We start from the raw sequence: 25,265 nt of genomic DNA, 5'->3' as shown, positions 1-25,265 counted from the left end.
ATGAATGACAATCCACAACTTGCCATGGCTCCACCCCGTACCCATGTCGGAGTGCCTGGATGGCTGCGTCAAAATCTATTCGCCACTCCAGCTAATACTGTTTTAACGATTTTGGTTATATGGCTGTTATTAATGGCCATTCCCGCTCTCATTGAATGGGGCTTGATAAAGGCAAACTTCACGGCAGACAGCGCACAGGAATGTAGGGAAACCGGCGGAGCCTGCTGGGCATTTATTGTAGAAAAGCACCGCCTGATTCTGTTTGGCATTTATCCATACGACGAACAATGGCGGCCTCTGGTAGCATCGCTTATCTTAATTGCTCTTATCTACATGAGCTGTCTGAGACGGTTCTGGAAGCCTTCGCTGGCGCTGGTGTGGACAGTAGGCCTGGTCGCCTTCTGGATCTTGATGCGGGGCGGGGTATTCGGCCTGAGCCTTGTTGAAAACAGCCGCTGGGGCGGTTTGCCTTTAACGCTCATGCTGTCCACCTTTGGCCTGGCCTTTGCTTTCCCCTTTGGGGTGCTTCTGGCGCTGGGGCGTCGCTCTGAGCTGCCTGCGGTAAAGGCCATTTGCGTGGTGTACATCGAGCTTATACGAGGGGTTCCCCTTATTAGCCTGTTGTTTATGTCGTCGGTGATGCTGCCGTTATTTATGCCTGAAGGCTTCAGCATCGACAAGCTATTGAGGGCCCAGATCGCTATTATTATGTTCGCCGCCGCGTACATTGCTGAAACGGTACGGGGCGGCCTCCAGGCTATCCCCAAAGGGCAGTACGAAGGAGCCGAATCTATAGGCTTAAGCTATTGGCAGACGATGCGCAAGATCGTGCTGCCGCAGGCACTAAAGGTTGTCATACCTCCATTGGTGAGCATTTTTATTTCTTTGTTCAAAGACACATCTCTGGTGGTTATTATTGGCATCTTCGATCTGACCCAGGCAGCCAAGGCGGCATTGGCCGACGCTGCTTGGCGAGGCTTTAGTACAGAGGCCTACCTGTTTATTGCGGCTATCTATTTTGTGTTTTGCTACAGCATCTCAAGGTATAGCCAGTCATTAGAAAAAAGCTTGAATCGCGATTATCGAACCTAAGTCGCCAAGTATCCCGCACGCTAACTACTCGTGCCAAAGGAGTGGAATTATGTCAGAGGCAATTATTCGCCTGGAAGACGTCAATAAATGGTATGACCAATTTCATGTGCTGCACAATATCAATTTGAATGTAGCCAAGGGCGAACGTATTGTTATTTGTGGTCCATCGGGTTCGGGCAAATCTACCCTGATACGCTGCATTAATCGGCTGGAAGAGCACCAGTCCGGGCAGATCGTTGTGGATGGGGTAGAGATCACCAATAACTTAAAGCATATCGAAGCAATTCGACGTGAGGTAGGGATGGTGTTTCAGCACTTTAATCTGTTCCCCCACCTGACTGTGCTCGAAAACCTCACACTGGGGCCGATGTGGGTATTGAAGCATCCTAAAGCCCAGGCAGAAGCCACGGCGATGGAGTACCTTGAGCGCGTACGTATTCCGGAGCAGGCCGGAAAGTATCCAGGCCAGCTTTCTGGCGGACAGCAGCAACGGGTCGCCATTGCACGCTCACTTTGTATGAAGCCCAAGATCATGCTGTTTGACGAGCCGACCTCGGCACTTGATCCGGAAATGGTAAAAGAGGTGCTGGATGTCATGATGGGACTGGCTGAAACTGGCATGACCATGCTTTGTGTTACGCATGAAATGGGTTTTGCGCGTAAAGCAGCCAATAGGGTGATATTCATGGACAAGGGGGAAATTATCGAAGAAAACACGCCAGAAGAGTTTTTTGATAATCCTGTCAGCCCGCGTACGCGTGAGTTTTTAAGTCAAATTCTTCATTAATTAACAGGCTATAGCTACGTGCCGCGCCAGCTTATGCCAAAATATCAGCTATTTTGCTTGTCATCATGTGGTTTGAATAAAGGTATTAGTATGAAGTTATCGTTTTTAGGTCGTTTGTTGGGTAGCTGCGCCTTAGGTGTGGCTGCGATAGCGTCGGGCGCTGCTCTGGCAGCAGACAGTCAGTATCCCAATAAAACCATTCAGTTTATCGTGCCATACCCACCGGGCGGTCCGCTCGACACCATGGCTCGCTTGCTGGCCGAAAAAGCCAAAGACGACTTAGGTACGATCGTGGTCGAGAACAAACCTGGTGCAGGTGGCAATATTGGCGCTGGCCTGGCTGCCAAGGCAAAGCCTGATGGCTACACATTGGTAATGGGAGCCGTCGCCATCAATGCGATCAATCCGTGGTTATATTCTTCGCTGCCCTTTGATCCCATAGAAAGTTTCGAGCCGGTGACACTCGTGGCGTCGGTGCCAAATGTGTTGATCGTCAATGCCGACTTTGCCGAGAAAAATGAAATTGCTACGGTCAGCGATTTGGTTTCATATGCCAAGGCCAATCCCAATACACTTAACTTTGCTTCGGGCGGAAACGGCAGCGCAGGCCATCTGGCAGGTGAACTGCTGAATTCCAGGGTCGAGATCGAGACAGTTCATGTTCCCTACGGCGGCGCAGCACCCGCGAAAACCTCACTACTTGGCGGGGAGGTTCACTTTATGTTCGACAACCTGGCATCAGCGTTGCCCCTGATACAGTCGAATCGGGTGGTACCGCTTGCAGTAACAACTGCGGAGCGCTCCTCTTTTCTAAAAGACACACCCACAATGCAAGAGGCCGGGGTCGAGAATTTCGACCTGGGTACCTGGTTTGGGGTGTTTGCAACCGGTGGCACACCCGAATCAATCGTAGAAACATTGAATGCGGCTTACGTCAAGGCGCTGAATGATCCGGAGATTCGTAAATCGCTTGAACTCATGGGGTCTGACTCCAAGCCCACTAGTGTGGAAGAGTTCAAGGCTATGGTTGAGTCCGACCTTGCTAAATACAAGGAAATTGTCGAGGCATCAGGCGCACAATTGTTCTAGATAATGATGTTTGCATGGGCATGAAGGCTCTCTGTTTCGTGCCCATGCTGCAGTGTATTGTGTAAAGATTAGTCAAATAATAGCGATCAGAACCAATCTGTAACACTCGGAGCCTCGAACCCTTGCTAGCATAGCTTCACTCAACGATCGGTTGGGGTGTCGATAGGACAAGGAGAAGAATATGAATATGTCGCTAAAAATAAGTCGCATTGCTGCGTGCGTGGGTGTAGCAGCCATAATGGCAGGATGCGCTGACATGGGTACAGGCGGCCGTACAGCCACTGGTGCAGGCGCTGGCGCAGCATTAGGGGCAGGGCTTGGGGTACTGCTGGGAGATAGCAGTAAAGCTGCGGCAATTGGCGCAGGCGTCGGTGCTGTAGCAGGCGGTATTGCTGGCTACAACTGGTCTGGCATTAAAAATGATGTTCAGGAGTCTGGCGCCAGCAGCTTAGGCGTAGATGTCACTGAAATGCCGGATGGCACACTGCGCGTCAATATTCCAAGCCATGTCTCCTTTGATACTGGTAAGTATGCCCTGAAGTCCGAGTTGCTTCCTGTTCTTGACAGCGTTGCCCGCGCTTTAATTCAGCATCCAGAGCTTCGGGCCAAAGCGATTGGCCATACCGATAGCACGGGCACTTTGCAGCTGAACCAGACGTTGTCGGTCAATCGTGCTACTGCTGTTACCAATTATCTGCGTCAACAAGGTGTTGCCGATGCGATGTTGATGTCTGAAGGTCGTGGTCCCAATCAGCCTGTTGCCGATAACGGTACTGCTGAAGGTCGTGCCATGAACCGCCGCGTCGAATTATATCTTTACGCAGTACAGAATTGAATTTCACGCTCCGTGTGAATATTGGGTAGATAACCCAAGGTAGTCTTGACCTCGCCTAAGTGATTAGGCGAGGTTTTTTCGTTTGAGGGCAGGTCTTTTTGATTGCGATGCAGACCTTGTCCATTATGAGATGGTGATTCCAGCTGCAGGAGGGCAATATCCTGGCGGGATAAACTAATTGGAATCAGCGGATTGGCAATTGGCTGCTGCCAGTTTTGGAGAGTCGGCTGGCATACGGGTTAGCGATAATAAGGGAGCCAGAATCTGAGCCAGGAACAGCATGGCCAATGTCATGGCTAAACTGAAGAATAACTTAGATGCGCTTAGACTTGTAAACCAGCCTAAATCAAAACTTTTGTTGGCAGCCCATGCCAGAACCACCAGCAGCATGGCGACGCCGACTCCGTACAAAGACACATTAAGTATGCGTTTCAACATAATAGCCTCCTGGTAACAACTGCCAGACATCAGCAAAAAATTGTTGATGCCTAAGTGAGGTTGGAGTCGTTAAGAGTCGTAAGGTTCAAGCAGGTACAGGCAAACCCTGAGCTGGAGAGCCACTTTGCGAGCTTGCGGCCAGGAAGTCTATGACGAATTAGCCGCGCGGGTGGAGCTCCACTAACGACTGCACTAAGTCTTCGACTATTTTACGTTCGGCTTCGCTTAATTGATAGTAGGACAAAGGGCTTACGCTAGTAAAAGGCCAGTCGAATTCGAAAGGAACCGAGCATCCATCCAGTGGCAAAGGCTCTGCTATGGTCTTCACTGCGTTGCTTTTCTTCGTATTGCCCGATCGTCCGGCCAGCCATTGAGGAGACACCTTCAGAGCCTCGGCGAGGCGCAATATATCGCGGGCAGCATGTCTTTCTCCGCGCTCGTAGCTGGAGATAGCTGCTTGGGAGAGCTGAGTCATATCGGCTAGCTGCTGCTGCGATAGTCCCAGGGCCAGACGCGCTTGACGAAGGTTTTTGCCAAAAGTGTTCACAAACACTATTGAACGACGTATTGATATTACGTTGGTGCTAGCTGCTTACTCTATTTGTGATATAAGATGTAGCAACTTGTTATAGTTTGAGCCTGGTTCATTAAGGAATAAGTCATGTCTACAGATTACGCTGCCGTTATTTATTGGTATGTGGCCCAGTCGTTACTAGAACAAAGTCCGAAAGTCACACAATTTTCGTACGCATTGCGTGATCATGGTTACGAGTTGTCTCATGAAGGCGATCTCGATAAGCTCTGCCAGCAAGCGACAAGCATTGCGAACGCGCCCCAGCACAGTATGTTTATTTTGTCAGGAGAGCCGGCAGACATTATCGTAGCCACCGTACGTTTACGTACAACCAGTGGGCAATTCGGCATTTTACCGTTGATGTCGTCCCACGACGAAGCTGCAGTCACGCAAGCATTGCTGTGTGGCGCTGATAATCATGTGGATCCTGACGCCAGCAGCTCGCTGTTTCTCGCAAGCGTAGGCAGTGTTTTGCGTCGTATACGCGAGGGGGCAGGGTTAAAGCCCGAAGCTAATAAGTGGACGTTGCTTGATGAGGCCTGGTCAGTATTAAGTCCAGATGGCGCTCGGGTTAGCCTGACCACCATAGAGCGGGCTTTTTCCAGGCGCTGGCGGACGCTCCCGACTATAAGGTGTCACACCTCGATTTATTACTTTTCCTGAGCCTCGAAGGTGAGCGTGAGCAAAGCATTAAAATCAACAGGCTAGGGGTTATTGTGAGCCGTCTTCGGCGCAAGTTCGAGGCCGCAGGCCTGCACCTACCCTTAAAGTCGGTGCATAACTGGGGATACATGTTTGCAGCCCCGCTGCAGCGTCGCTAAGGCTTTTGATATCGCGCTACCGACAAATCGTCTGCACGTATTTCGGGTGTGTTTCCGCTGATAATGTCGGAAATTAGTTGTGCACTACCGCAAGACATTGTCCATCCCAAGGTACCATGACCTGTATTCAGGTACAGGTTTGAGCACGAGGTTTTACCAACAATAGGGGTGCTGTCAGGTGTTTTAGGCCGAAGGCCAGTCCAAAACGAAACATCAGGCTGCTTCACGTAGCTACCAGGAAACAGGTTATCCAGCACCATCAGCAGGGTGGCTTTACGCTTTGGATTCAGGGTCTTATCAAAACCCGCTACTTCGGCCATCCCCCCACTCGAATCCGTTGTTCAAAGCGGGTCAATGCAATTTTATAGCTTTCGTCCAGCAGCGTAGATTGCGGAGCTCGTGTCTCGTCGGCGATATTCACAGTAATTGAATAGCCTTTAAGGGGGTAAACCGGAATGGGTGCAATATTTTTAAGAAACTGGGTTGACCACGAGCCCAGGCAAACCAAATAGGCATCGGCCGTTAGCAGCTGATTATTGCTCTGTATGCCAGTAACCTCGTTAGCGGTCACGTGTATTTTTTGTATGGATTCACTGAATTTAAACTCTACCCCCAGAGCTTGCGCTTTTTCAGCCAGGCGTGTCGTAAAGAGCTGGCAGTCGCCCGTTTCATCGTCGGGCAGGTGCAGACCGCCTGCTAACTGATTTTCTACGTGGGCAAGAGCGGGCTCGACAGTATGTAGCTGGGCTGCAGTCAGTAGCGCATAGTTAACACCCATTTCTTCAAGCACCTGCATATCGGCCGAAGCGGCATCGACTTGCTCAGGCTTGCGAAACACTTGGAGAGTACCTTTTTGGCGGGCCTCGTACTGAATACCCGTTTCATCGCGTAGCTTCTGTAAACATAGGCGGCTGTAATCAGCGAGTCGAACCATTCGCTCTTTGTTGACCTTGTAGTTGTGGTCTGTGCAGTTAGCCCACATTTGCAACATCCAGCGTAGCTGAAAGAGGGTGCCATCAGGCCTGAAGCTAAATGGAGGGTGTTTGGACAACATCCATTTCATGGCTTTTAAAGGTATGCCTGGAGCAGCCCAAGGGGAGGCGTAGCCAAACGATACCTGCCCTGCATTGCCGTAGCTTGTTTCCAGAGCGGGTCCGCCGAGACGATCAACAACAGTGACGCTATGCCCTTGCTTAGCCAGATAATAGGCGCTGGTAACGCCTTCAACGCCGGCGCCGAGAATAAGAACTTTCATTGAATGCTCCGAAAAAAATCGGCTTCAGGCCGTGGAAGGAGGGGCACAAGGCTTAGTCTGTACGACTAAACACCATATTGTCACGGTGCATGAGCTCAGAGTCTGACATGCTACCCAACACCTCTTCAATTTTCTGGCTGGGCAGGCCCATAATGCGTTGAGTATCGGTGCTGGAATAGTTAATCAACCCACGCCCGTATTCAACCCCATGAGCGTCTACGCAGGCCACTACGTCGCCGCGGCCAAAGTGTCCTTCAACCCGGGTCACGCCGATGGCCAGCAAACTTTTATGACCTGCGGTCAGCGCCTTGACAGCACCATCGTCAAGCGTAACGCGTCCGCGTACCCGCAGATGACTGGCCAGCCAGCGCTGACGGGCCGACTGTACGGGAATTACTGCACGTAATTCGGTACCGATACGTTCGCCCTGTGCAAGGCGTACCAACACCTGAGGCTCACGGCCCGACGCAATTACCGTGTGCCCACCGCTATTGGCAGCCCGTTTGGCAGCAAGAATTTTCGTGATCATGCCCCCCGTGCCTACCGTGGAGCCAGCCCCCCGCCATGTCTTCAAGAGTAGGATCACCAGCCTGTGCCACTGAAATGAATTCGGCATCGGAGTTGGAGCGCGGGTCAGCGCTGTACAGACCTTTTTGATCAGTCAGAATAATCAAGGACTCTGCTTCAATCAGGTTAGTGACTAAAGCGCCCAGGGTGTCGTTATCGCCCAGACGGATTTCATCGGTGACCACGGTGTCGTTTTCATTGACGATGGGCACTACGCCCAAACCCAGCAGAGTGTAAATTGTGCTGCGGGCATTCAGGTAGCGGTGCCTGTTAGCCAGGTCTTCGTGAGTCAATAAAATTTGTGCAGTACGTATGCCATGGCGCGCAAAGGCGACCTCATAGGCCTGTATCAGGCCCATTTGTCCTACTGCAGCAGCAGCCTGCAGTTCGTGCATGGCATTGGGTCTGCGCGGCCATCCCAAGCGGGCAATACCTTCGGCAATAGCGCCACTGGAAACCAGCACTATCTGTTTGCCCTGTTTATGCAGATCGGCGATTTGCTGCGACCACTCGGCTACGGCCTGGGCGTCTATGCCCCGGCCTTCGTTGGTGACCAGTGAGGACCCCACCTTCACCACAATGCGCTGAGCGGTCGAGACTACAGATTGAGTTTCAGGAAATGCGGACATTTTAGTCTTCGTCGATGTTTTGACGTCCTTCATCAAAGCGAGGGTCATTTTCTATATAGGTTCCCGCTGCCTTTTCCTGCTCTTCAAGTTCGATGCGACGTTCTTCATCGAGCCAGCTTTGAATTTTTAGCGTGAGCTCTTTGGTGCCGGCTCCCGTCAGGGCGGAAATGGCAAAAACAGGGCCTGTCCAGTTTAGGCGCTTTATGATTGCGTCACGCAACGCCTCAGAGCCATCGACCATATCCAGTTTGTTAAGCACCAGCCAGCGCGGTTTTTCATTGAGATCGGGGCTGTATAAGCGTAACTCTTCGGTAATGGTGTGGATCTCTTCTATAGCGGCTTCGACGTGATCAATCTCGGGGTCGAGTGTACTGACATCGACGATGTGCAAAAGCAGACGTGTACGAGAGAGATGACGCAAAAACAAATGCCCCAAGCCCGCGCCTTCCGAGGCTCCCGAGATTAAGCCGGGTAAGTCGGCAACGACGAAACTGTGTGCCGGTGAGGTGCGAACCACACCCAGGTTTGGGTGCAATGTGGTAAAGGGATAATCGGCAATACGTGGCCTTGCATTGGACACCTTGCTGATAAAGGTGGATTTACCCGCGTTGGGCAAACCTAGCAGGCCAACATCAGCGAGCACTTTTAGTTCGAGTTTAAGCCGCCGCTGCTCGCCTGCCTTGCCTTCGGTAAACTGACGAGGGGCGCGGTTAATGCTGCTTTTAAAGTGCAGGTTGCCCAAGCCACCCGGGCCACCCTCAGCCAGGGTGATTTGCTGGTTGTGGTGATCGAGGTCGAATAGCAGTTCGCCGGTTTCAGCATCGCTAATGGTCGTGCCCACGGGCATGCGAAGCACAATGTCCTCGCCAAAAGCACCGTATTGGTCAGAGCCACGGCCGTTTTCGCCGTTGCGGGCGCGGTGCATGCGCGAGAAGCGGTAGTCGACCAGTGTGTTGACATTACTGTCAGCTATTGCAAATACACTGCCGCCACGTCCGCCATCACCGCCATCGGGGCCGCCCCTGGGAACGAACTTTTCGCGGCGAAAGCTTGCTGCGCCATTGCCGCCTTTACCACCGATTACGTCGATGGTTGCTTCGTCTACGAATTTCATATGATTGTCCGGTTGTAGATTTACGGTCGGTTAATTTTATTGCTTAGCGTAGTGACCGACATTGCATAGCGAGACTAGTTTAAAACAAAAAGCCCTGCCTAATTAAGGGCAGGGCTTCTCAAGACAAGTTGAACTGAGTTTTACTCAGCAGCGATCACCGAAACGGTGCGCTTGTTCAATGCGCCTTGGATACTGAACTTAACATGGCCATTGACCAGTGAGTACAGCGTATGATCCTTGCCCATACCAACGTTTGTGCCGGGGTGGAACTCTGTACCACGCTGGCGAACGATGATGGAACCTGCATTGATGGATTGACCACCATAGATTTTGACGCCAAGGCGTTTAGCCTGTGAGTCGCGTCCGTTTCGCGTAGAGCCGCCGCCTTTCTTCTGTGCCATGTTGAACTCCTGATATGGAATTACCCAAAGTTATAGAGGTTGTAGCTTGATAAACGCAAATTACGCGTTAACAGCCTCGATAAGAACTTCGGTGTAGTTTTGACGATGACCTTGGGTTTTGCGGTAGCCCTTGCGACGGCGCATTTTGAAGATCTTGATTTTTGGGTGGCGGCCTTGTGCAAGAACAGTAGCTGTAACCACGGCACCATCAACGAGAGGCGTACCCACTTTAAGGGATTCGCCTTCGCCCACGGATAAAACCTGGTCGAGCGAGATTTCTTGTCCAATGTCAGCCGGTATCTGTTCTATTTTTAATTTCTGGCCGGCGCTAACACGATACTGTTTGCCACCGGTTTTTATAACCGCGTACATAGGGAAATTCCTAAAAAACTATATGAAATATAGCCAACCGAAGTCAGCTAAGCCAGTCATTGTATGAAAAAGTACGTAAAGAGGCAATAAAAACAATGCATTGGAGCTAGGGATTATAACTCGCTCATACTGAGTGTAACCAAGGTGACGTGAAACGACGGTGCGTTTCCGGTGTCTGGACTGATCAAAGGCGGCGATCGCCAGCCACCTCAGCTATGGATTGTTACATTTGCTCCCAAACTTAAGCGTTGTATATGTGCGAAAGCAGCTAAATTAGTAAATACCAACTGTTCCTGAATTTTGGTGACTGATTCTTCTTTTTTGGAGCTAGATCATGAACAAAGATATTATTGAAGGACAATGGAAACAACTGAAAGGCAAGGTGCGCGAGAAGTGGGGCGACTTGACTGACGATGAGGTTGACATGGTCAAGGGCGATGCGCAGCGTCTGGCCGGTTTAGTACAAGAGCGCTATGGGCGCACTCGCGAGCAAGCCGAAAAAGAGGTCAACGATTTTTATGACCAGTACCGTGAGTAAGGGTTGTTGACATTACTCACGCATCAGTTGTAACGCGTAGTATTGTCTTGAATGCATGAAGCTAAAAACAGGGAGGTCAAACATGCTGCATTATGCTCTGGTTTTTTCATCGTCGCGATTATTGCCGCTGTACTTGGTTTTGGTGGCTTAGCCGCCGGTGCTGCGTCAATTGCAAAGATTCTATTTTTTGTCTTTCTCGTTCTGGCTGTACTTAGCCTGCTGCGAGGCCTCATAAAGTAGCGGCGCGAATGGTTGATACTGGCGTGATGCCTGGATGGTAAGCGCGTAGACACTACCGTCTTAAACCTGGATAGATTCGGTCTCAACAAAAACCCTCTGCTTTCCGGCAGAGGGTTTTTGCCATTAAGAATGACAAGCTGCTATCGGGTGTTCAGCCAAAGGATAGCCTTTCAGGCAAGCCAGCGCTTGCGTCTGCGATAGTGTTTTACCTCGTGATAGTTCACGCGTTCACTACCGCCCAGGTAGAAATCCTGCACATCCGGATTGGATTTCAGCGTAGCCGCTGCACCGCTCATGACTACGTGACCATTTTCAATTAAATAAGCGTGGTCAACCACCTCCAGGGCCGCCGCTGCGTTTTGTTCGACCAAGAGTACGCTCATGTTGGTTTCGCGGTTGATGTCCCGGATGATGGCAAAAATCTCTTGCACGAGTATGGGGGATAAGCCGAGGCTGGGTTCATCAAGCATCAGCAGCCTGGGCTCGGTCATCAATGCGCGGCCAATCGCCAGCATTTGCTGTTCTCCCCCGATAAATAACCGGCTTTGGTATTTCCGAATTTTGTGAGACGCGGAAAATAGGCATAGACCATTTCTCGCAGCTCGTTTAGCCGGGCAGTAGAGCCACCGCTTTTGAATGCGGCGACTAGGTTATCGTCCGGGCTGAGGTGCCCGAAGATTCGTCGTCCCTCCATGACATGAACCAGGCCCATGCCAACGCGCTTGGCCGCGCCGTAAGGCAAGACGTCTTCACCCATGAACTCAATGCTGCCGCGGGTCACATAGCCTCGCTCTGGCGCAAGCAAGCCGCTAATGGCTTTTAGCGTTGTGCTTTTCCCTGCGCCATTAGAACCGAGCAGCGCGATCATGCCGCCTTCATCGAGCTTGAGCGAAACGCCTCGTATCGCCAGAAAAACGCGATCGTAAACCACTTCGACGTTACTCAAGTTCAGCATGGTTATTGGCCTTCTTTAAATTTAGCGGCGTCTTTATTGATTTCCTCCCACACCACATCTTGATAGGCGTGGTGCCAATCGCTTAGAGGCTCCCATTTTTCGCCTGTCCAGTGCGAGACCCGGCCATAGCCTCCGCCCTGATGGTCTTCGGCGCTGAAGCTAAGGGCAGGAATAAGGCCTTGGGCATCATAGTTCTTAACAAGCTCAAACCCCTGGCGCAGTTTGTCGCCTGTGAGTGGAGGGCCAAACTCTTTCATTGCAAGGCGCGCAGCTTCAACAGAAATAGCCATGGTGGCAACCCCAACGTTGTAGTAGGTTCGTCCTACGTTTTCTTTAGGCCCTGCGCCTTTTCCAGCATCAATGACCTTGCTTTGAATCTCTTGAATAATAGGTGTGTCAGTGCCACTTGCCGCCGCTTCGTATTTACGTACGCCTTTTGCCGTTTCTGCGCCAACCGTGCTCATATCGGCTTCGGCCAGCCAAACGACAGAGTGCACCTGCTCGGGCTTAATGCCGTTTCTAATTGCTTCGCGAACCGAGACTGCCTGGCTGCCGCCTGCCCCCAGATAATGACCTGGTCTGGACGAAAACGCCGCACTTCGGACCAGGTCGAGCTTTGCTCGTTCCGGGACTGGCGTAAGGGAAAGTACGCAAGGTGAAATCCAGTTTCTTGGCTAAGGCTTCCAGAACAGGGATGGGCTCGCGTCCAAAAGGAGAGTCAATGTAGACATGTGCAACTTTTTTACCTTTCAGGCCGCCTTCCTCCTTGTCCATGTAGTCCACTAATATGGCGGCTTGTGACCAATAGGTGGCCATCAACGGAAAAACATAGGGGAAAGTCTTTCCGTCGCTGGCATCTCCTCGTCCATGTAGCGCAGTAATCATGACGATTTCGTCCTCAAGTACGCGGTTCACCATGGCCCTGGCTACCGGGGTGCTCAAGAAGTCCACCAGGATTGCCCCATCACGCTTGGCACGGTTGTACGCTTCAATGCCCCGTTGTGGCTGGTTCCCCGTATCGGAGACACTCAATTCGATGAGATGCCCGTCAATGCCTCCCTGTTCGTTGATCAGCGTAAGGTAGTCTTTTTGTCCTTCGTTATATTCATTGGTTAAAAAGGTGTAGACGGCCGTAAAGTCGAGCGGTGCAGCAAATTTGATGGGGGCTTTCTGGGCGTGGGCGCCGAGGCTAAGTAAGGCTGAGCCTAAAATCGCATAGCTAAGCAGTCGTTTAACAGGGTGTCTCATGTTTATTTCCTCCAAGGCAGAGCTGGATGATTATTTTGGGTGCCGCTTAAAGTTTGGTTTGACGGAAAGGCCAGACCAAAAGGTATTTACGCAGGTTGTCGTAAATTTTTGCTAGCCCTAAGGGCTCAAACAGTAAAAAACCGATAATTAATGCGCCGTAAATCATGAGAGGAATGTGGGCAACCAGGTTTGTTGACACATTGAGCCAGCCCAGCCCTGCTAAATACACCACGATATTGGTTAGTAAAATTGGGGTAAGCAAGACGAAACCAGCTCCCAGATAAGAGCCCAGAACGCTGCCTAGTCCGCCTACCAGGACCATGGCTACCAGCTGCACCGACACGTTGAAGTTGAACTGTTCCGGAGTTACCGCCTGGTAATAGCAGAATGCCAATATGGCTCCGGTTACGCCGCCTAGAAAGGAGCTGGCAAAGAAAGCCACAAGCTTAAAGCGAACCACGTCAATGCCGATAACGGCTGCCGCATAGTCTTTGTCACGTACAGCAACCAAGGCCCGGCCGATGCTGCTGCGCTTGATGTTCAGGATCAGCAGGGTGACGAAGACTGTCCATAGCAGCGCGAGGTAATAATGTGCCATATCCGACTGTAAGGAAAACCATAAGAAAGTGCTTCTTGGGGTTTGCAGCGTTGCTTGTGCGCCGCCGCTGATGGCAGGAATATTAACGATGGTCCAGTCGACAAGGTATTGCATAGCCAGGGTGGCCATGACTAGATACAGCCCCTTGACGCGCAATGCAGCGGCACCGAAAACGCTGCCGATCAGAGCAGAAGCAAGGCCAGCGCCCACCAACGCGAATTCCAGAGGCACGCCAGCCCGATTTAGGTGAATACTGGTGTAGGCGCCAATCGCCATCACTGAGGCAAAGCCGAAGTGCAGCTGGCCTGCGACACCCATTAAAAGGGTCAGCGACAATGCCGCGCCGCTGAGAATTATCCACGGCAGCAAGTAGCTGCTAAGAACGAAGTTGCTGAACAGGAAAGGAGCTGCCACGCCCAGTACAAGCAGAAACAGTACCTGCCGTCGGTCAGCAGGAATGGGAAATAGCGCCCGCGCTGTTTTATAGCGTGTGTGGTAGATGCCTGAAAGACGATAAAACATAGCCGTTATACCCTCTCGATATCTTCACGACCAAAGATTCCGTAAGGACGGAACATAATCGTAAAAAGAATGATTAAGGAGGTGACTACGTCACGCGTGCCCCCGCCAGCATATTCGTCGATGTAGCCAGGGATGACGCTGCCTAGAATTCCTACAATCAGGCCTCCGATCAGCACGCCCAGAATGCTATCCAGGCCACCTAGAATAACCACCGCGATGGCAGGGAATAGTAAGGCTGAAAGCGTCCAGTCCACCCCTTGTACCGAACCCCACACTACACCGGCGGCTATAGCCGACAGGCCGGCCAGCCCCCATGAAATGCCGATAGCCCGCTCTACCGAGATACCCACCGACCAGCTCGAGATATGATCGTCGGATACTGCACGCAGCTTTGTGCCCAGCCGGGTTTTGAAGAAGAGAGAAGAAGCGGCAATTAAGGCCAGGGCGATCACCCCGCCAGCCAAATACACTTTATTGATGAAAACGTCGCCTACGATGATCGGGCTAAGCGAAAGTCCGATATCAATCGTCTTTGGTGAAGCGCCCAGGAAACCAGGTCCGAAGCCGCGCAGAAAAATCTCCAGGCCCAAGGTCAGCATCACGATCATGATGATGGGCTGGCCCACCATTTTTCGTAAAAGAAAGCGTTCTGCCAGCATACCGAAGGCAAACATCAGCAGCAGTCCGCCTGCGATGGCTACGTAAACAGGCAAGCCGTAGCTGGTCAGAAGCCAGACCAGATAGGCTGCAGACATGACCATCGCGCCCTGGGCCAGGTTAGGCACTCCTGAAGACTTATAGATCAGCACAACCCCCAGAGCTACCAGGCTATACATCAGGCCCGTCAGGGCACCGTTTACTACCAGCTCGATAAAATACGCGAATTCCATTATTGGCTCCCTAGCGGTGCAATGTCGCGAATAGTCAGCTCACGCTTCAGAACCCCCGTGTCGCCGGTTTCATAGACGATGGGCGCCTCGAACTCAATCTCGTTTGCCCCGCTGTACAGGGCGTCGATAATGACCTTGTAATTCTTGTTGATAACGCTACGACGCAGTTTGCGGGTGCGGGTGACTTCGCCATCGTTTGCATCGAATTCCTTGTGCAGATTAATGAAGCGATGAATACGTAAAGCATCCGGCAATAATTGATTGCTGCGCTGGATAAGTGATTCGATCAGATCATAGACGGCGGGGTGTTGCGATAATTCTGCGTACGATGAATAAGACACATTGTTTTCGCCAGCCCAATGGCCAACCGCCTGGAAATCAATGCAGATGATGCTGCTTAAATAATCGCGTTCTTCGCCCAAAACGCAAGCGTCACGAATGTACTGGCTAAACTGCAGGCGGTTCTCTATATAGGTGGGAATAAAGCGCTCTTTCTGCGCAGTATGTACCACTTCTGAAACGCGGCCCAGCACCACTAATTGCCCGTCCTCTTCGAAAAAGCCGGCATCCCCGGTATGTAGCCACCCATTTTTCAAGGTTTTGGCGGTGTCTTCGGGCTGGTCGTAATAACCATCAAAGACGTTGTCACCACGCATAAGGATTTCGCCAGAGTCATCAATTTTTATTTCGACGCCCGGAAAAGGTCGTCCGACGGTGTGTAGTTGTACTTCGTCGGGTGATTGGGCGGCTGCGAGAGCACAGTTTTCGGTTTGACCGTAAAACTGCCGCAGATTTAATCCCAGAGCCCTGAAGAACAAGAAAACCTCTTCGCCTATGGCTTCTCCCGCGGTATAGGGACGTGTGACCCTGGATAAACCTAGGTGATCTTTAATGGGACCATAGATAAGCACATTGCCTGCCCTCAACCAAAGTTTTTGTAAGAAACCAGGTGATTTGCCCTCCAGCCGCTTACGCTCCACACCAATGGCGAAGCTCATGAAGTGGTTGTAGAGGCGGCGCTTGAAGGGCGTGGACTCGTCCATACCTACCTGTATGCGTGTCAGCATATTCGACCAGGCTCGTGGCGAGCAAAAATACAGGGTAGGGGCTATTTCGCGCAAATCGTGCTGTGAGGTCTCCTGGCGCTCGGGTACGTTCACAATGAAGCGCAAGGCCAGCGCAGCTCCAATAGAGAAAATGAAATCTCCTACCCACGCAATAGGCAGGTAGGCCATGTGTATCTCACCTTCACGAAAATACCCGGCCTGTGCTGCACTTCTGACTCCGTGCAGAATATGCCCATGCTTTAGCGGTATGCCTTTGGGAGCGCCGGTGGTGCCGGAGGAATGCAGCAGAGCCGCAATATCTTCAGCCTGGGAGCGGGTGCTTAGCGATTGGGCCAGGGACGCGTTGCGCTCTAGTCGCTCGCGTCCTGCTTTTAAGACGTCGTCGTAAGAAACCAGGTTGGTATCAGAGGCATACTGCAGCCCGCGTACATCGTCATAAATTATTTTTGTCATGCGCAGTACCGGGTTTATCGTAGCGACATGCGTAAGTTTATCTACCTGCTCCTGATCTTCAGCAATCGCAAAGCGAATTTTTTCCCGTTCGATCTGGCCGGCGAGTTCGTCAGGGGTGGTATCCGGATAAGCGGGTGAGGGGATGGCTCGTAATGCAATGGCCGCCAGCATCCCGAAATAAAGTGCAGGCCGGTTATCGCCCAGCACCAGAACGATATCGCCTTGCCTAAGGCCGTCTTCCTCAAGTTTTGCTGCAAAGGCGAGTACATGTTCCTGGTATTGGGACCAGGTGAACTCCCTCCATATCCCATGATCTCTTTCGCGCATGGCGATATCGCTGCCATGGTGAGTGGCGTTGTCATTCAGGATCGTCAGTAGATGATCGTCCGGATTCCAGCGGGGCGAATGGGCTTGGCGGGCATCATCAGGCTGGAGCATGGTCTACCCTCCCGATGTAGGCAGCCACCACGGCCGGGTCGCTGATGGTAAGCATAGGCTCGCCTTCTTTGATTTTCTCGCCGTTATTCAACACCACCAAGCGGTCACAAATCGCTGTGACTACGTCCATATGATGTTCGATCAGCAATATCGTCAGCCCCAATGACTGCTTGGCATCCAGAATAAAACGCACCATATACTCTTTTTCTTCCTGATTCATGCCAGCCATGGGCTCATCAAGTATCAGGAAGCGGGGTTCGGCGCATAGCGCGCGGGCCAGCTCTACTCGCTTTTGTATACCCAGGGGGATCACGTCTACCAGTTCATCACGAACGTCTTCTAACTGCAGCAGATCAATAATGCTTTCAACACTGCTGCGGTTCTGTATTTCTTCATTTTGAGCCCACCACCAATAAAACATGGCACCCAAAATACTGGGACGCATGAAGTTATGCCGGCCCAGCAAAATGTTTTCCAGTACCGTCATGCCTTTGAAGAGCGCGACATTCTGGAAAGTGCGTGCTATGTTCAGTTGAGCTACCTGGTGGGGGCGCAGGCGGTGAATGGCTTTTCCCTCATAAAGAATCTGTCCTTTCTGTGGAGGAAAAAACCGGTGATCGCATTTACGATGGTGGTTTTTCCGGATCCGTTTGGTCCCACCAGGCCCAGGACTTCTCCTTTCCTGATTTCAAGATTTACATTTTTAACGGCTTGCAGGCCGCCAAACCAGCGACTGATGTTGTTGCAGCTTAGAACCAGCTCAGGGCTCTCATTTTTTAGCGCACGACCCATACCGCATTCCTTTGCTAGTTGGCACTGACGCGCATGCACGCCTGGCCTCAGAATAGAAACAGTGTTGTCTTAATGCTTAGCGAAGTCGTCAGCTAGCTGTTGCCTGATCTGAGTGGTATCGCCCTCGGGAAAAACGTCATAAATACGCAGATGGCGCGGGATTTTGTAGTGAGCGATTTGATCCTGGCAGAAATGACGCAACTCTGCTTCTGTCAGTGAGTGGCCCGGGCGCAGCAGTACGCAGGCGCAAAGCTCTTCGCCCATACGGGAGTCTGGCACGCCGATAAGGTGCAGCTTGTCGATGGCAGGGTGGCGGTTTAGGTATGTCGCGACTTCGGCGAGGTAAATATTTTCACCACCTCGGATAATCATGTCTTTGGCATTTCCGACAATGCGGCAAAAGCCCTGCTCGTCGAATACCGCGAGGTCACCCGTGTGCAGCCAACCTTGCTCGTCGATTACAGCAGCAGTGAGCTCCGGCCGTTCCCAGTAACCTTGCATCAGATGGTAGCCCCGCACGCAAAGCTCACCCGACTCTCCCAATGGTGCAGTCAAGCCGTTGCCAGTTATCACCTTGGCCTCGACGTGAGGCATGACAGTTCCTACCGTGGAGACTCGGCGCTCGATTGGCGTGGCGGGATCGCTCATAAACGAGACGGGCGACGATTCGGTCATGCCATAGGCGATGACCACTTCGTGCATGTGCATGTTGTCAATGACTTGCTGCATGACATGGCTGGGGCAAGGGGCACCGGCCATAATCCCTGTGCGCAAGGAGTCAAGTTTGAACTCTGCAAAGCCGGGTTGCTCCAGCATGCCAATAAACATGGCTGGCACGCCGTAAACGCCAGTGCAGTGTTCTTTCTGTATCACTTCCAGGGTGGCGAGGGGGTCGAACGACGCAGCTGGGTATACCATTGTGCTGCCATGGCTGATGCATGCGAGGTTTCCCATTACCATACCAAAGCAATGGAATAGGGGCACGGGCAGGCAGATCTTGTCATTGCGGGTGAGCTTGATCGTTTCGCCAATGAAAAAGCCGTTGTTGAGAATATTATGATGGCTTAGGGTAACGGGCGCCGCTTCGGTTCCTGCGGCACTGCTGAACTGAATATTGCAGGGCTCGCTAGCCTGGATATCGTTAGCAAAAACCCCCAGGACCATCTGTTCGGCACTTGCTCCTTTATCGATGATCGAATTTATTTCGATAACGGCTTGAGGGTAGGCAGTTGCATCAGCGGAGTGCCGGGCTGTAGGACCAAGTACCATTACGTGCCGTAATGAAGGAATTTGTTCGCCTTGTAGTGTGCCGCTATCTTGTACCAGTATTTCTGGCAGAATCTGTGCAACCATATCGACGTAATGGCTGCTTTTAAAGCGATGCTGAAGAATCAGTGCTGTCGCTGAGACCGCGTTAAGCTGGTCTTTAAGCTCGCTGCTACGGCTCGCCGGATTGATGTTCACCAATATCAGGCCAGCTTTGGCACTAGCCAGCTGTACCACCAGCCATTCTGCGCGATTCGGCGCCCACAGGGCCAGTCGATCGCCTTTTTGCAGGCCGGTGCTTAATAATCCTATAGCCAGGTGGTCTACCCTGCTTTGCAGTTCAGCCCAGGTATAGCGCACATTTTCTTCATGACAAATGACGGCGATGTTATCGGGATGCCTTTCGACAATCGTATCGAAATAATTGCCGATGGTGTTTTCTAGTAATGCCGTTTCGGTGCTGCCTTGAACATAGCTTTGATGTTGCCTCATGAGCCGACTCCCGCTACTTCTACTACAGATTTCTACGATACTAAACGCGTGCTGGTAACTGGTTTAGCAGTGAAGTGTTTGCTTTTATACGCTAACCCCATTTTTGTTAAAGGCGCTGTAAGGCGCCTTTTTTAGCTATCCGTATAGATATTAGGGTAAGAGAATTAGCATTGCGAGTATTAGAGGGCTGTTACGGGGTAACTACTTAGAAATTAAGCGGCGACTATGAGCGGTAATCGGCGTTAATGGTTACATACTCGTGAGAAAAGTCGCAGGTGTAGACCGTGTCGCTATGGGTGCCGCGACCCAGCGCAATACGCACGACGATTTCTGCCTCTTGCATGACGCGCTGGCCATCGGCCTCTTGGTAGGCAGGATTGCGTCCGCCATCGACGGATACCAGTACATCACCTAGCCACATTCGTAACGTGGAGGTATCCAGATCGGCGATGCCCGCATAGCCTACGGCGCACAGAATGCGGCCCAGATTAGGGTCTGAAGCATAAAACGCGGTTTTGACCAGCGGCGATTGTGCGACGGCGTAAGCGACTTTTACTGCCTCGGCATTGGTTGCCGCTTCTTCTACCTGTACGGTAATGAATTTAGTCGCACCTTCGGCATCGCGAACAATTTTTTGGGCGAGATCGCGGGCAGCGCTGGCAAGCGCATCGTAAAGTACCGGGTAATGCGGACTGGCAACCGAGTCAATGTACACACCGTTTTGGCCGGTTGCCATAATGATGAAAGAGTCGTTGGTGGAGGTATCGCCATCGACCGTAATGCGGTTAAACGACAGATTTGCGATAGATCGCGTCATTTCCTTGAGCAGCTCTGGGGCGACGCCCGCATCGGTGGCCACATAGCCCAGCATGGTTGCCATGTTGGGTTTAATCATGCCTGCACCTTTACTGATGCCGGTAATGGTGGTGACTGTAGAGCCCAGCTTGAACTGGTGTGAGTGAATTTTGGGCTGTGTATCAGTAGTCATGATGCTGTGCGCCGCTGCAAACCAGTTGTTTGACCCCAGGTTTTCAACGGCGGCTGGCAGGCTGTTAACCAGCTTTTCTACAGGAAGCGGTTCAAGAATGACGCCAGTTGAAAATGGCAAAACTTGTGAGGGGCGCAAATCAAGTAGTTTGGCGAGTTCGTTACAGGAGAGACGCGCAGCAAGTATGCCTGGCTCGCCGGTGGCGGCATTTGCATTGCCGGTATTCACGACCAGAGCACGAGTTTCAGTGTCGGAGCTTAAGTTTGCCTCGCAGACCTGCACCGGAGCCGCTCGAAAACGGTTGGTGGTAAACACCCCGGCCACCGCCGTGTTTTTGGCCAGGTAGAACACCGTGAGGTCGGGGTGATTCGCCTTGCGAATACCAGCAGAGGTAATTCCAATTTCTACACCAGCCACCGGAAAAACCTCGGATTCGGCGGGGATTTGCAGATTAACAGCCATAGCACACCTGTGAATGCGGAAAGAATCAAAATAAGCATTAATAATACCTGCTTTGATGATGTCATTGGGCAATGACATGCATGCTCTGATTTTTCGTTTTCAATAAGGTGGTGAAGCGGGATGGGCTTTTTTAGAGTGCCGCTGTGGACTTAAACAGCCGAGCCATTAGCTTGAGTTCGCCCAGGCTGTCGAATAGCTGCTGACGTGATGAGTCAGATACCGGGGCAAACAGGGATTGTATCCAGGACTCGTGCGCGGTTGCCATTTTCTTGTAATGACGCCTGCCTTTTGGCGTTAGGCGGATGAGAGAGCTTCGGCGATCAGAAGCGACCTTGACACGTTCGACCAGGCCGTCTTTTTCAAGCTGGTCAGTAATGCCGGTGATATTGCCATTGGTGACCATCATGTGGCGAGACAGCTCGCTCATTTTCATTCCGCCCTTGGCACGCTGTAATTGGGCCAGCAGATCAAAGCGAGGCAGTGTGGTTTGAAACTCGGTGCGTAATCGGCTGCGGATTTCGTTTTGGATCAGGTTGCTGCAACTAAGTAGACGGAGCCAGAGATGTAGATCGTGGTGGTCGGCTGGACCCACACGGCTTTCGAGATCGGGTAGATCACGAAGCTCAGTGGCGAGGGGGATATCGTGCATGTTCATTGGACGCCCAAAATTTATGTACCGTGAAAATTTAAACCTTAACCGTATGGGCTCAGGCTCTGCATACATTAGCTTTATAAAGTAATTCTATTATAGATAGCGACATTTATACATTGCGAATTATCAAGTTAAATTGAATTCGCCTTATTGGTTTTATTTATTTGTTTGTTTTTATATTAGAAATAACAATATGAATTCTATTGTTATTGTATGCAGGCAATGTCTGTATGAAGGAAAGGGCCGTGCTTTCTCTTTGTGGCATTGGCACTGGGATAAGAATACTTAGGCTGTGTTTTTTAAAGTTGTTCTGGACCTTGTCTCGCCTTTTGTTGCTGGACGATATCCTCGGTCTTTTAAACGTATAAGACTTTAGTAGTAGGCAATATGCTTAAGTCAGATAATAAGTTTTTAATAAAAGGCTTTTTTATAGCGGGGACTTTCTTAACTTCAATATTGCTGATTAGGTTGATCAGGGCGAACTGAAGGGTAATTTAACAAGACCCCCACACTTGTTAAGCGTGGGTGGTCAGCAAGGGGAGACCTATAGTGTTTTGAACACGCGTTCAGCCGCGTCCAGGGTTTGGCTTATGGTTTTATCGTCGTGGGCGATAGAAACAAAGCTTGCCTCGTAGGCAGAGGGGGCAAAGTAGACGCCCTCGTTAAGCATGCCATGAAAGAAGCGATTGAATTTTTCGGTATCGCTGTTGCCAACTTCTGTAAACGATGTGGGTACGGTATCCCGGAAGTAAAAGCCGAACATGCCCCCGACGCTGTCGCTGCTGAATTGGTGTCCGGCTGCTTTTGCCCGCTCTTCTAGCCCTGCCGCCAGATTGGCGGTTTGCTTGCTGAGCTTTTCGTACAGTTCAGGCTCCTGAAGCAGTTTCAGGGTACACAAGCCAGCGGCTACGGCCACGGGATTACCTGATAAGGTTCCTGCCTGGTAGACGCTGCCTAAAGGCGCGATCTTGTCCATGATGTCAGCGCGCCCCCAAAAGCGCCTACCGGCATCCCACCGCCTATGACTTTGGCCAGGGTGGTCAGATCAGGCCGAATGCCACTGAGGCCTTGTACACCTTTTGGCCCGGCACGAAAGCCGGTCATCACTTCATCAAAAATCAGAACTGACCCGTGTTTTGTACATTCTTCACGCAAGGTTTCCAGGAAGCCAGCTACGGGTTTGATTAAGTTCATATTGCCGGCGATAGGCTCAACAATGACGCAGGCGATCTCGTCGGCATGTTCAGCAAAGGCGGCTTTAACACCAGCGATGTCGTTGAAATTCAAGACTAGCGTATGCTGAATAAACTCGGCAGGAACGCCCGCTGAAGTGGGGTTTCCGAAAGTCAGCAATCCGGAGCCGGCTTTAACCAGCAGGCTATCAGCATGGCCGTGATAGCAACCCTCGAATTTGATGATTTTGTTGCGGCCTGTGTACCCTCGCGCCAGTCGAATAGCGCTCATTGTGGCTTCGGTGCCAGAGCTGACAAGCCGGACTTTCTCGATAGAAGGCAGAAGAGAACAGATTAACTCGGCTAATTCGACTTCACCTGCAGTAGGGGCGCCAAATGACAAGCCGTTGACCGCACTGTCTTGCACTGCCTTAACGACATCAGGGTGGGCGTGCCCCAGAATGGCAGGACCCCAGGAGCCCACATAGTCGATGTATTGAGTGTCCTCGGCATCCCAGACCCAAGGGCCCTGGGCACGCTGAATGAACTTGGGCACGCCGCCGACCGAACCAAAGGCGCGTACGGGAGAATTTACACCACCGGGGATATGGCGGCAGGCACGATCAAATAATTCAGAGTTGCTAGTCATGAAAATAAAAATCCAGAAAAAGATAAGTCGATAGGCAAGTTGTCAGAAACTGCCGTAGTCGCGACGATGTTTTAGTGTGCCGCCGTAAACAAGCGGTTGAATTGCCGGGCTCGCTCGTAAATGTCAGGCGCTTCAAACAAGCTGCTGATCACGGCAATGCTGTCAGCGCCTGCCTGAATGACCTCTAGGGCATTTTCAGGCGTTATGCCTCCAATGGCCACCACAGCGGCACGCCTGTTGTCATGAGCGAAAGCCTGGCATAGCGCACGGCCTTGCTGCAAGTGCTCGGGCAGCGCGCGAACGGCATCGGGTTTCACGCTAGAGCTGAACATCGCGCCAAAAGCCACATAATCTACGTTCTTTTCCAGGGCGAGTCGCGCCAGCTCTGGCTGGTCGTAGCAAGAGGCACCCACATACCTGGGCGGACTTAAGACTGCACGGGCCTCGGCAAGGTCACCGTCATCACGCCCCAGGTGAGCGCCATCAGCAGCTACCGCGAGAGCCACCTTCCACCCGTCATTAATGAGCAGCGGCAAAGAAAGTTCGCGGCACAAGGCGAGCAGCTCGTTCAACTGCGCTGTTGCCAGCGCGGGCGCGGCTAACTTGCGCCGCCATTGCAACACCGTCATGCCGCCGCGATGAGCCTCGGATACTGCTTTTAACAGGCGGTCAGTATCATCCCATTCAGGAGTGATGCCATATAGGCCGGAAGGAAACCGTAAGGTAGTGGTCATGATTTACTTTGATTGAGTATACGTAGGCCCATTCCAGCCTGGAAGTTACGTTGGGCACTTTGTTCTGTGAAAACAATAGCTTGCTCTATTGCTTCAGGCAAGCTCAGTTGCCTGGCCATCAGGGCGGCGACCGCGCAGCTAAGAGTTGCCTTCGTGTCATGCAAGCGATGGGGAAGGGTAGAGGCGGGCCACTGCTGGCGTGAACCGTCTTGTCCTAGCAACACATATTGGGCGGGCTGGCCGTCGGCGGCCAGTTCTGCACTAAGGACCCAGTTGGCACCGAAATTCAGAATAGATTGATACACGTCAAGATCCTCGTCAAGGTAAGTCTCGGCTTTCCATCGTTCGAGCAAGGTGCGATCAACTACAACCAGGTCTGATTGCGGCAATACCAGCTGACATAGCGCATCGATGACGTCCTCAGGATCAATTTCAGCGCTGATGAGCTCGTCATCAGGCAGCGATTGCAACTGTAGTACAAGTGGTACTGTAATATAATCTGCCGCAACCTGTGCCAAGACGCTAGCTGATTCTGCGGTATAAAGGGGACCCGCCTTGATAGCGCTGACATGCATATCCTCAAGCAGGCAACGCGTTTGATCGTGCATATGTTCCGGCGAAACCAGATTGATGTGCTCGACAGCGGTGGTATCTTGGGTATGTATGGCAGTGGTAACGCCTAAAGCGTGGGTGCCTAAACGGGCACAGCTAACCGCATCGGCTAGCATGTGCGAGGCACCGGTCGGGTCAAGTGGGCCAAAAATAAGCACCATTGGTGGTGTAGAACTCAGCAAATCATCGGCCATTTTGTCAAAAAGAAGTGAAACTTCGATAAAAGGCGCCAGATTGGCGCAGGGTTTAGTAATATTGACCCCATTTTAATGGATTGCCTACTTCTAGGGGATCCTGTGTATTTTTAGTGTGAGTATTAGAGTTATGCGTACATGGATGTGTCTTATCTGTGGTTGGATATATGATGAAGAGACAGGCTTGCCTGAAGAGGGGATTGCTCCCGGTACCTTATGGGAAGATGTCCCTCCTAACTGGGTTTGCCCCGAATGTGGCGCTCGTAAAGAAGACTTCGAGCTGATCGAGGTTTAATTGCCGACGAAACTAATTTCGTCAGGACTCACGG

General features: G+C 51.7%; 22 protein-coding genes and 6 pseudogenes. 8 read left to right on the top strand and 20 right to left on the bottom strand.

Features of this window, described 5'->3' with window-relative positions; all coding sequences use genetic code 11:
* The 4 genes from L1889_RS01130 to L1889_RS01115 all read left to right on the top strand — a co-directional run bounded on the left by L1889_RS01130 (position 1) and on the right by L1889_RS01115 (position 3,803).
* Positions 1–1,092: an amino acid ABC transporter permease gene (locus L1889_RS01130; protein ID WP_238663504.1), complete on the top strand. Its 1,092-nt coding sequence runs from the start codon at positions 1–3 to the stop codon at positions 1,090–1,092.
* A 49-nt stretch (positions 1,093–1,141) separates the two neighbouring features.
* Entirely contained in the window at positions 1,142–1,879 is a 738-nt protein-coding gene (locus tag L1889_RS01125; protein ID WP_238663503.1) for an amino acid ABC transporter ATP-binding protein, read from the top strand.
* A 90-nt stretch (positions 1,880–1,969) separates the two neighbouring features.
* Complete coding sequence (locus tag L1889_RS01120; RefSeq protein ID WP_238663502.1) at positions 1,970–2,968, top strand: Bug family tripartite tricarboxylate transporter substrate binding protein; 999 nt, start codon at positions 1,970–1,972, stop codon at positions 2,966–2,968.
* A 187-nt stretch (positions 2,969–3,155) separates the two neighbouring features.
* Entirely contained in the window at positions 3,156–3,803 is a 648-nt protein-coding gene (locus L1889_RS01115) for a YiaD family glycine zipper/OmpA-like lipoprotein (protein WP_372871012.1), read from the top strand.
* A 174-nt stretch (positions 3,804–3,977) separates the two neighbouring features.
* On the opposite strand, the gene L1889_RS01110 is transcribed toward L1889_RS01115, so the two are convergent.
* Positions 3,978–4,241, bottom strand: a complete 264-nt coding sequence (locus tag L1889_RS01110) for a hypothetical protein (RefSeq protein WP_238663501.1) — start codon at positions 4,239–4,241, stop codon at positions 3,978–3,980.
* Positions 4,242–4,398: 157 nt separating this feature from the next.
* Positions 4,399–4,788, bottom strand: a complete 390-nt coding sequence (locus L1889_RS01105) for a helix-turn-helix domain-containing protein (RefSeq protein ID WP_238663500.1) — start codon at positions 4,786–4,788, stop codon at positions 4,399–4,401.
* 114 nt (positions 4,789–4,902) lie between these two features.
* Here L1889_RS01105 and L1889_RS01100 point away from each other — a divergent pair, with 114 nt between their 5' ends.
* Entirely contained in the window at positions 4,903–5,478 is a 576-nt protein-coding gene (locus L1889_RS01100) for a hypothetical protein (protein ID WP_238663499.1), read from the top strand.
* Between the two features lie 154 nt (positions 5,479–5,632).
* Here L1889_RS01100 and L1889_RS01095 read toward each other — a convergent pair.
* The 5 genes and pseudogenes from L1889_RS01095 to rplU all read right to left on the bottom strand — a co-directional run bounded on the left by L1889_RS01095 (position 5,633) and on the right by rplU (position 9,974).
* A pseudogene (locus L1889_RS01095) lies at positions 5,633–6,891 on the bottom strand (D-amino acid dehydrogenase).
* Positions 6,892–6,943: 52 nt separating this feature from the next.
* Positions 6,944–8,087: pseudogene (proB, locus tag L1889_RS01090) on the bottom strand (glutamate 5-kinase).
* Position 8,088: 1 nt separating this feature from the next.
* Entirely contained in the window at positions 8,089–9,201 is a 1,113-nt protein-coding gene (obgE, locus tag L1889_RS01085) for a GTPase ObgE (protein ID WP_238663498.1), read from the bottom strand.
* Between the two features lie 140 nt (positions 9,202–9,341).
* On the bottom strand, positions 9,342–9,602 hold the full coding sequence (gene rpmA / locus L1889_RS01080) for a 50S ribosomal protein L27 (protein WP_238663497.1): 261 nt from the start codon (positions 9,600–9,602) through the stop codon (positions 9,342–9,344).
* Between the two features lie 60 nt (positions 9,603–9,662).
* Positions 9,663–9,974: a 50S ribosomal protein L21 gene (rplU, locus tag L1889_RS01075; RefSeq protein ID WP_238663496.1), complete on the bottom strand. Its 312-nt coding sequence runs from the start codon at positions 9,972–9,974 to the stop codon at positions 9,663–9,665.
* Between the two features lie 334 nt (positions 9,975–10,308).
* Between rplU and L1889_RS01070 the strand changes: the two genes are divergently transcribed.
* Together L1889_RS01070 and L1889_RS01065 are read left to right on the top strand one after the other, a co-directional pair.
* Positions 10,309–10,512 carry a CsbD family protein gene (locus L1889_RS01070; RefSeq protein ID WP_238663495.1) on the top strand — a complete coding sequence of 68 codons (204 nt, stop codon included), beginning with the start codon at positions 10,309–10,311 and terminating at the stop codon, positions 10,510–10,512.
* An 82-nt stretch (positions 10,513–10,594) separates the two neighbouring features.
* A pseudogene (locus L1889_RS01065) lies at positions 10,595–10,752 on the top strand (DUF1328 domain-containing protein).
* 170 nt (positions 10,753–10,922) lie between these two features.
* Here the strand turns inward: L1889_RS01065 and L1889_RS01060 are convergent.
* The 13 genes and pseudogenes from L1889_RS01060 to thiD all read right to left on the bottom strand — a co-directional run bounded on the left by L1889_RS01060 (position 10,923) and on the right by thiD (position 24,924).
* Positions 10,923–11,707: pseudogene (locus L1889_RS01060) on the bottom strand (ABC transporter ATP-binding protein).
* Between the two features lie 2 nt (positions 11,708–11,709).
* Complete coding sequence (locus tag L1889_RS18280; RefSeq protein ID WP_372870967.1) at positions 11,710–12,204, bottom strand: type 1 periplasmic-binding domain-containing protein; 495 nt, start codon at positions 12,202–12,204, stop codon at positions 11,710–11,712.
* 22 nt (positions 12,205–12,226) lie between these two features.
* Positions 12,227–12,955 carry an ABC transporter substrate-binding protein gene (locus L1889_RS18275; protein WP_257793793.1) on the bottom strand — a complete coding sequence of 243 codons (729 nt, stop codon included), beginning with the start codon at positions 12,953–12,955 and terminating at the stop codon, positions 12,227–12,229.
* A 46-nt stretch (positions 12,956–13,001) separates the two neighbouring features.
* On the bottom strand, positions 13,002–14,075 hold the full coding sequence (locus L1889_RS01045) for a branched-chain amino acid ABC transporter permease (RefSeq protein WP_238663493.1): 1,074 nt from the start codon (positions 14,073–14,075) through the stop codon (positions 13,002–13,004).
* A gap of 5 nt (positions 14,076–14,080) precedes the next feature.
* Positions 14,081–14,965 (bottom strand): branched-chain amino acid ABC transporter permease, encoded by an 885-nt coding sequence (locus L1889_RS01040; RefSeq protein WP_238663492.1) that lies wholly within the window; start codon positions 14,963–14,965, stop codon positions 14,081–14,083.
* A complete protein-coding gene (locus L1889_RS01035) occupies positions 14,965–16,923 on the bottom strand; it encodes an AMP-dependent synthetase/ligase (RefSeq protein WP_238663491.1) in 1,959 nt (652 codons plus the stop codon). The genes L1889_RS01040 and L1889_RS01035 overlap by 1 nt, the downstream gene beginning before the upstream one ends.
* Positions 16,910–17,715, bottom strand: a pseudogene (locus L1889_RS01030) (ABC transporter ATP-binding protein). Before L1889_RS01030 ends, L1889_RS01035 begins: the two are co-directional and overlap by 14 nt.
* A 69-nt stretch (positions 17,716–17,784) precedes the next feature.
* Positions 17,785–19,473, bottom strand: coding sequence for an AMP-binding protein (locus L1889_RS01025; protein ID WP_238663490.1), 1,689 nt, complete (start codon positions 19,471–19,473; stop codon positions 17,785–17,787).
* A 223-nt stretch (positions 19,474–19,696) separates the two neighbouring features.
* The gene (argJ, locus tag L1889_RS01020) at positions 19,697–20,923 is read right to left on the bottom strand and encodes a bifunctional glutamate N-acetyltransferase/amino-acid acetyltransferase ArgJ (RefSeq protein ID WP_238663622.1); all 1,227 of its coding nucleotides are present in this window, start codon (positions 20,921–20,923) and stop codon (positions 19,697–19,699) included.
* Between the two features lie 130 nt (positions 20,924–21,053).
* Positions 21,054–21,578 (bottom strand): MarR family winged helix-turn-helix transcriptional regulator, encoded by a 525-nt coding sequence (locus L1889_RS01015; RefSeq protein ID WP_238663489.1) that lies wholly within the window; start codon positions 21,576–21,578, stop codon positions 21,054–21,056.
* A gap of 541 nt (positions 21,579–22,119) precedes the next feature.
* Positions 22,120–23,396, bottom strand: a pseudogene (gene hemL / locus L1889_RS01010) (glutamate-1-semialdehyde 2,1-aminomutase).
* Between the two features lie 71 nt (positions 23,397–23,467).
* Positions 23,468–24,130 (bottom strand): thiamine phosphate synthase, encoded by a 663-nt coding sequence (thiE, locus tag L1889_RS01005; protein ID WP_238663488.1) that lies wholly within the window; start codon positions 24,128–24,130, stop codon positions 23,468–23,470.
* Positions 24,127–24,924: a bifunctional hydroxymethylpyrimidine kinase/phosphomethylpyrimidine kinase gene (thiD, locus tag L1889_RS01000; protein WP_238663487.1), complete on the bottom strand. Its 798-nt coding sequence runs from the start codon at positions 24,922–24,924 to the stop codon at positions 24,127–24,129. Before thiD ends, thiE begins: the two co-directional genes overlap by 4 nt.
* Positions 24,925–25,066: 142 nt before the next feature.
* Between thiD and L1889_RS00995 the strand changes: the two genes are divergently transcribed.
* Complete coding sequence (locus tag L1889_RS00995; protein WP_128355303.1) at positions 25,067–25,231, top strand: rubredoxin; 165 nt, start codon at positions 25,067–25,069, stop codon at positions 25,229–25,231.
* The last annotated feature ends 34 nt before the right edge of the window (positions 25,232–25,265 follow it).

It is taken from the genome of Paenalcaligenes niemegkensis (genome assembly GCF_022230885.1).
Lineage (GTDB): Bacteria > Pseudomonadota > Gammaproteobacteria > Burkholderiales > Burkholderiaceae_B > Paenalcaligenes > Paenalcaligenes niemegkensis.
This window is presented reverse-complemented; position numbering and strand designations above follow the sequence as displayed.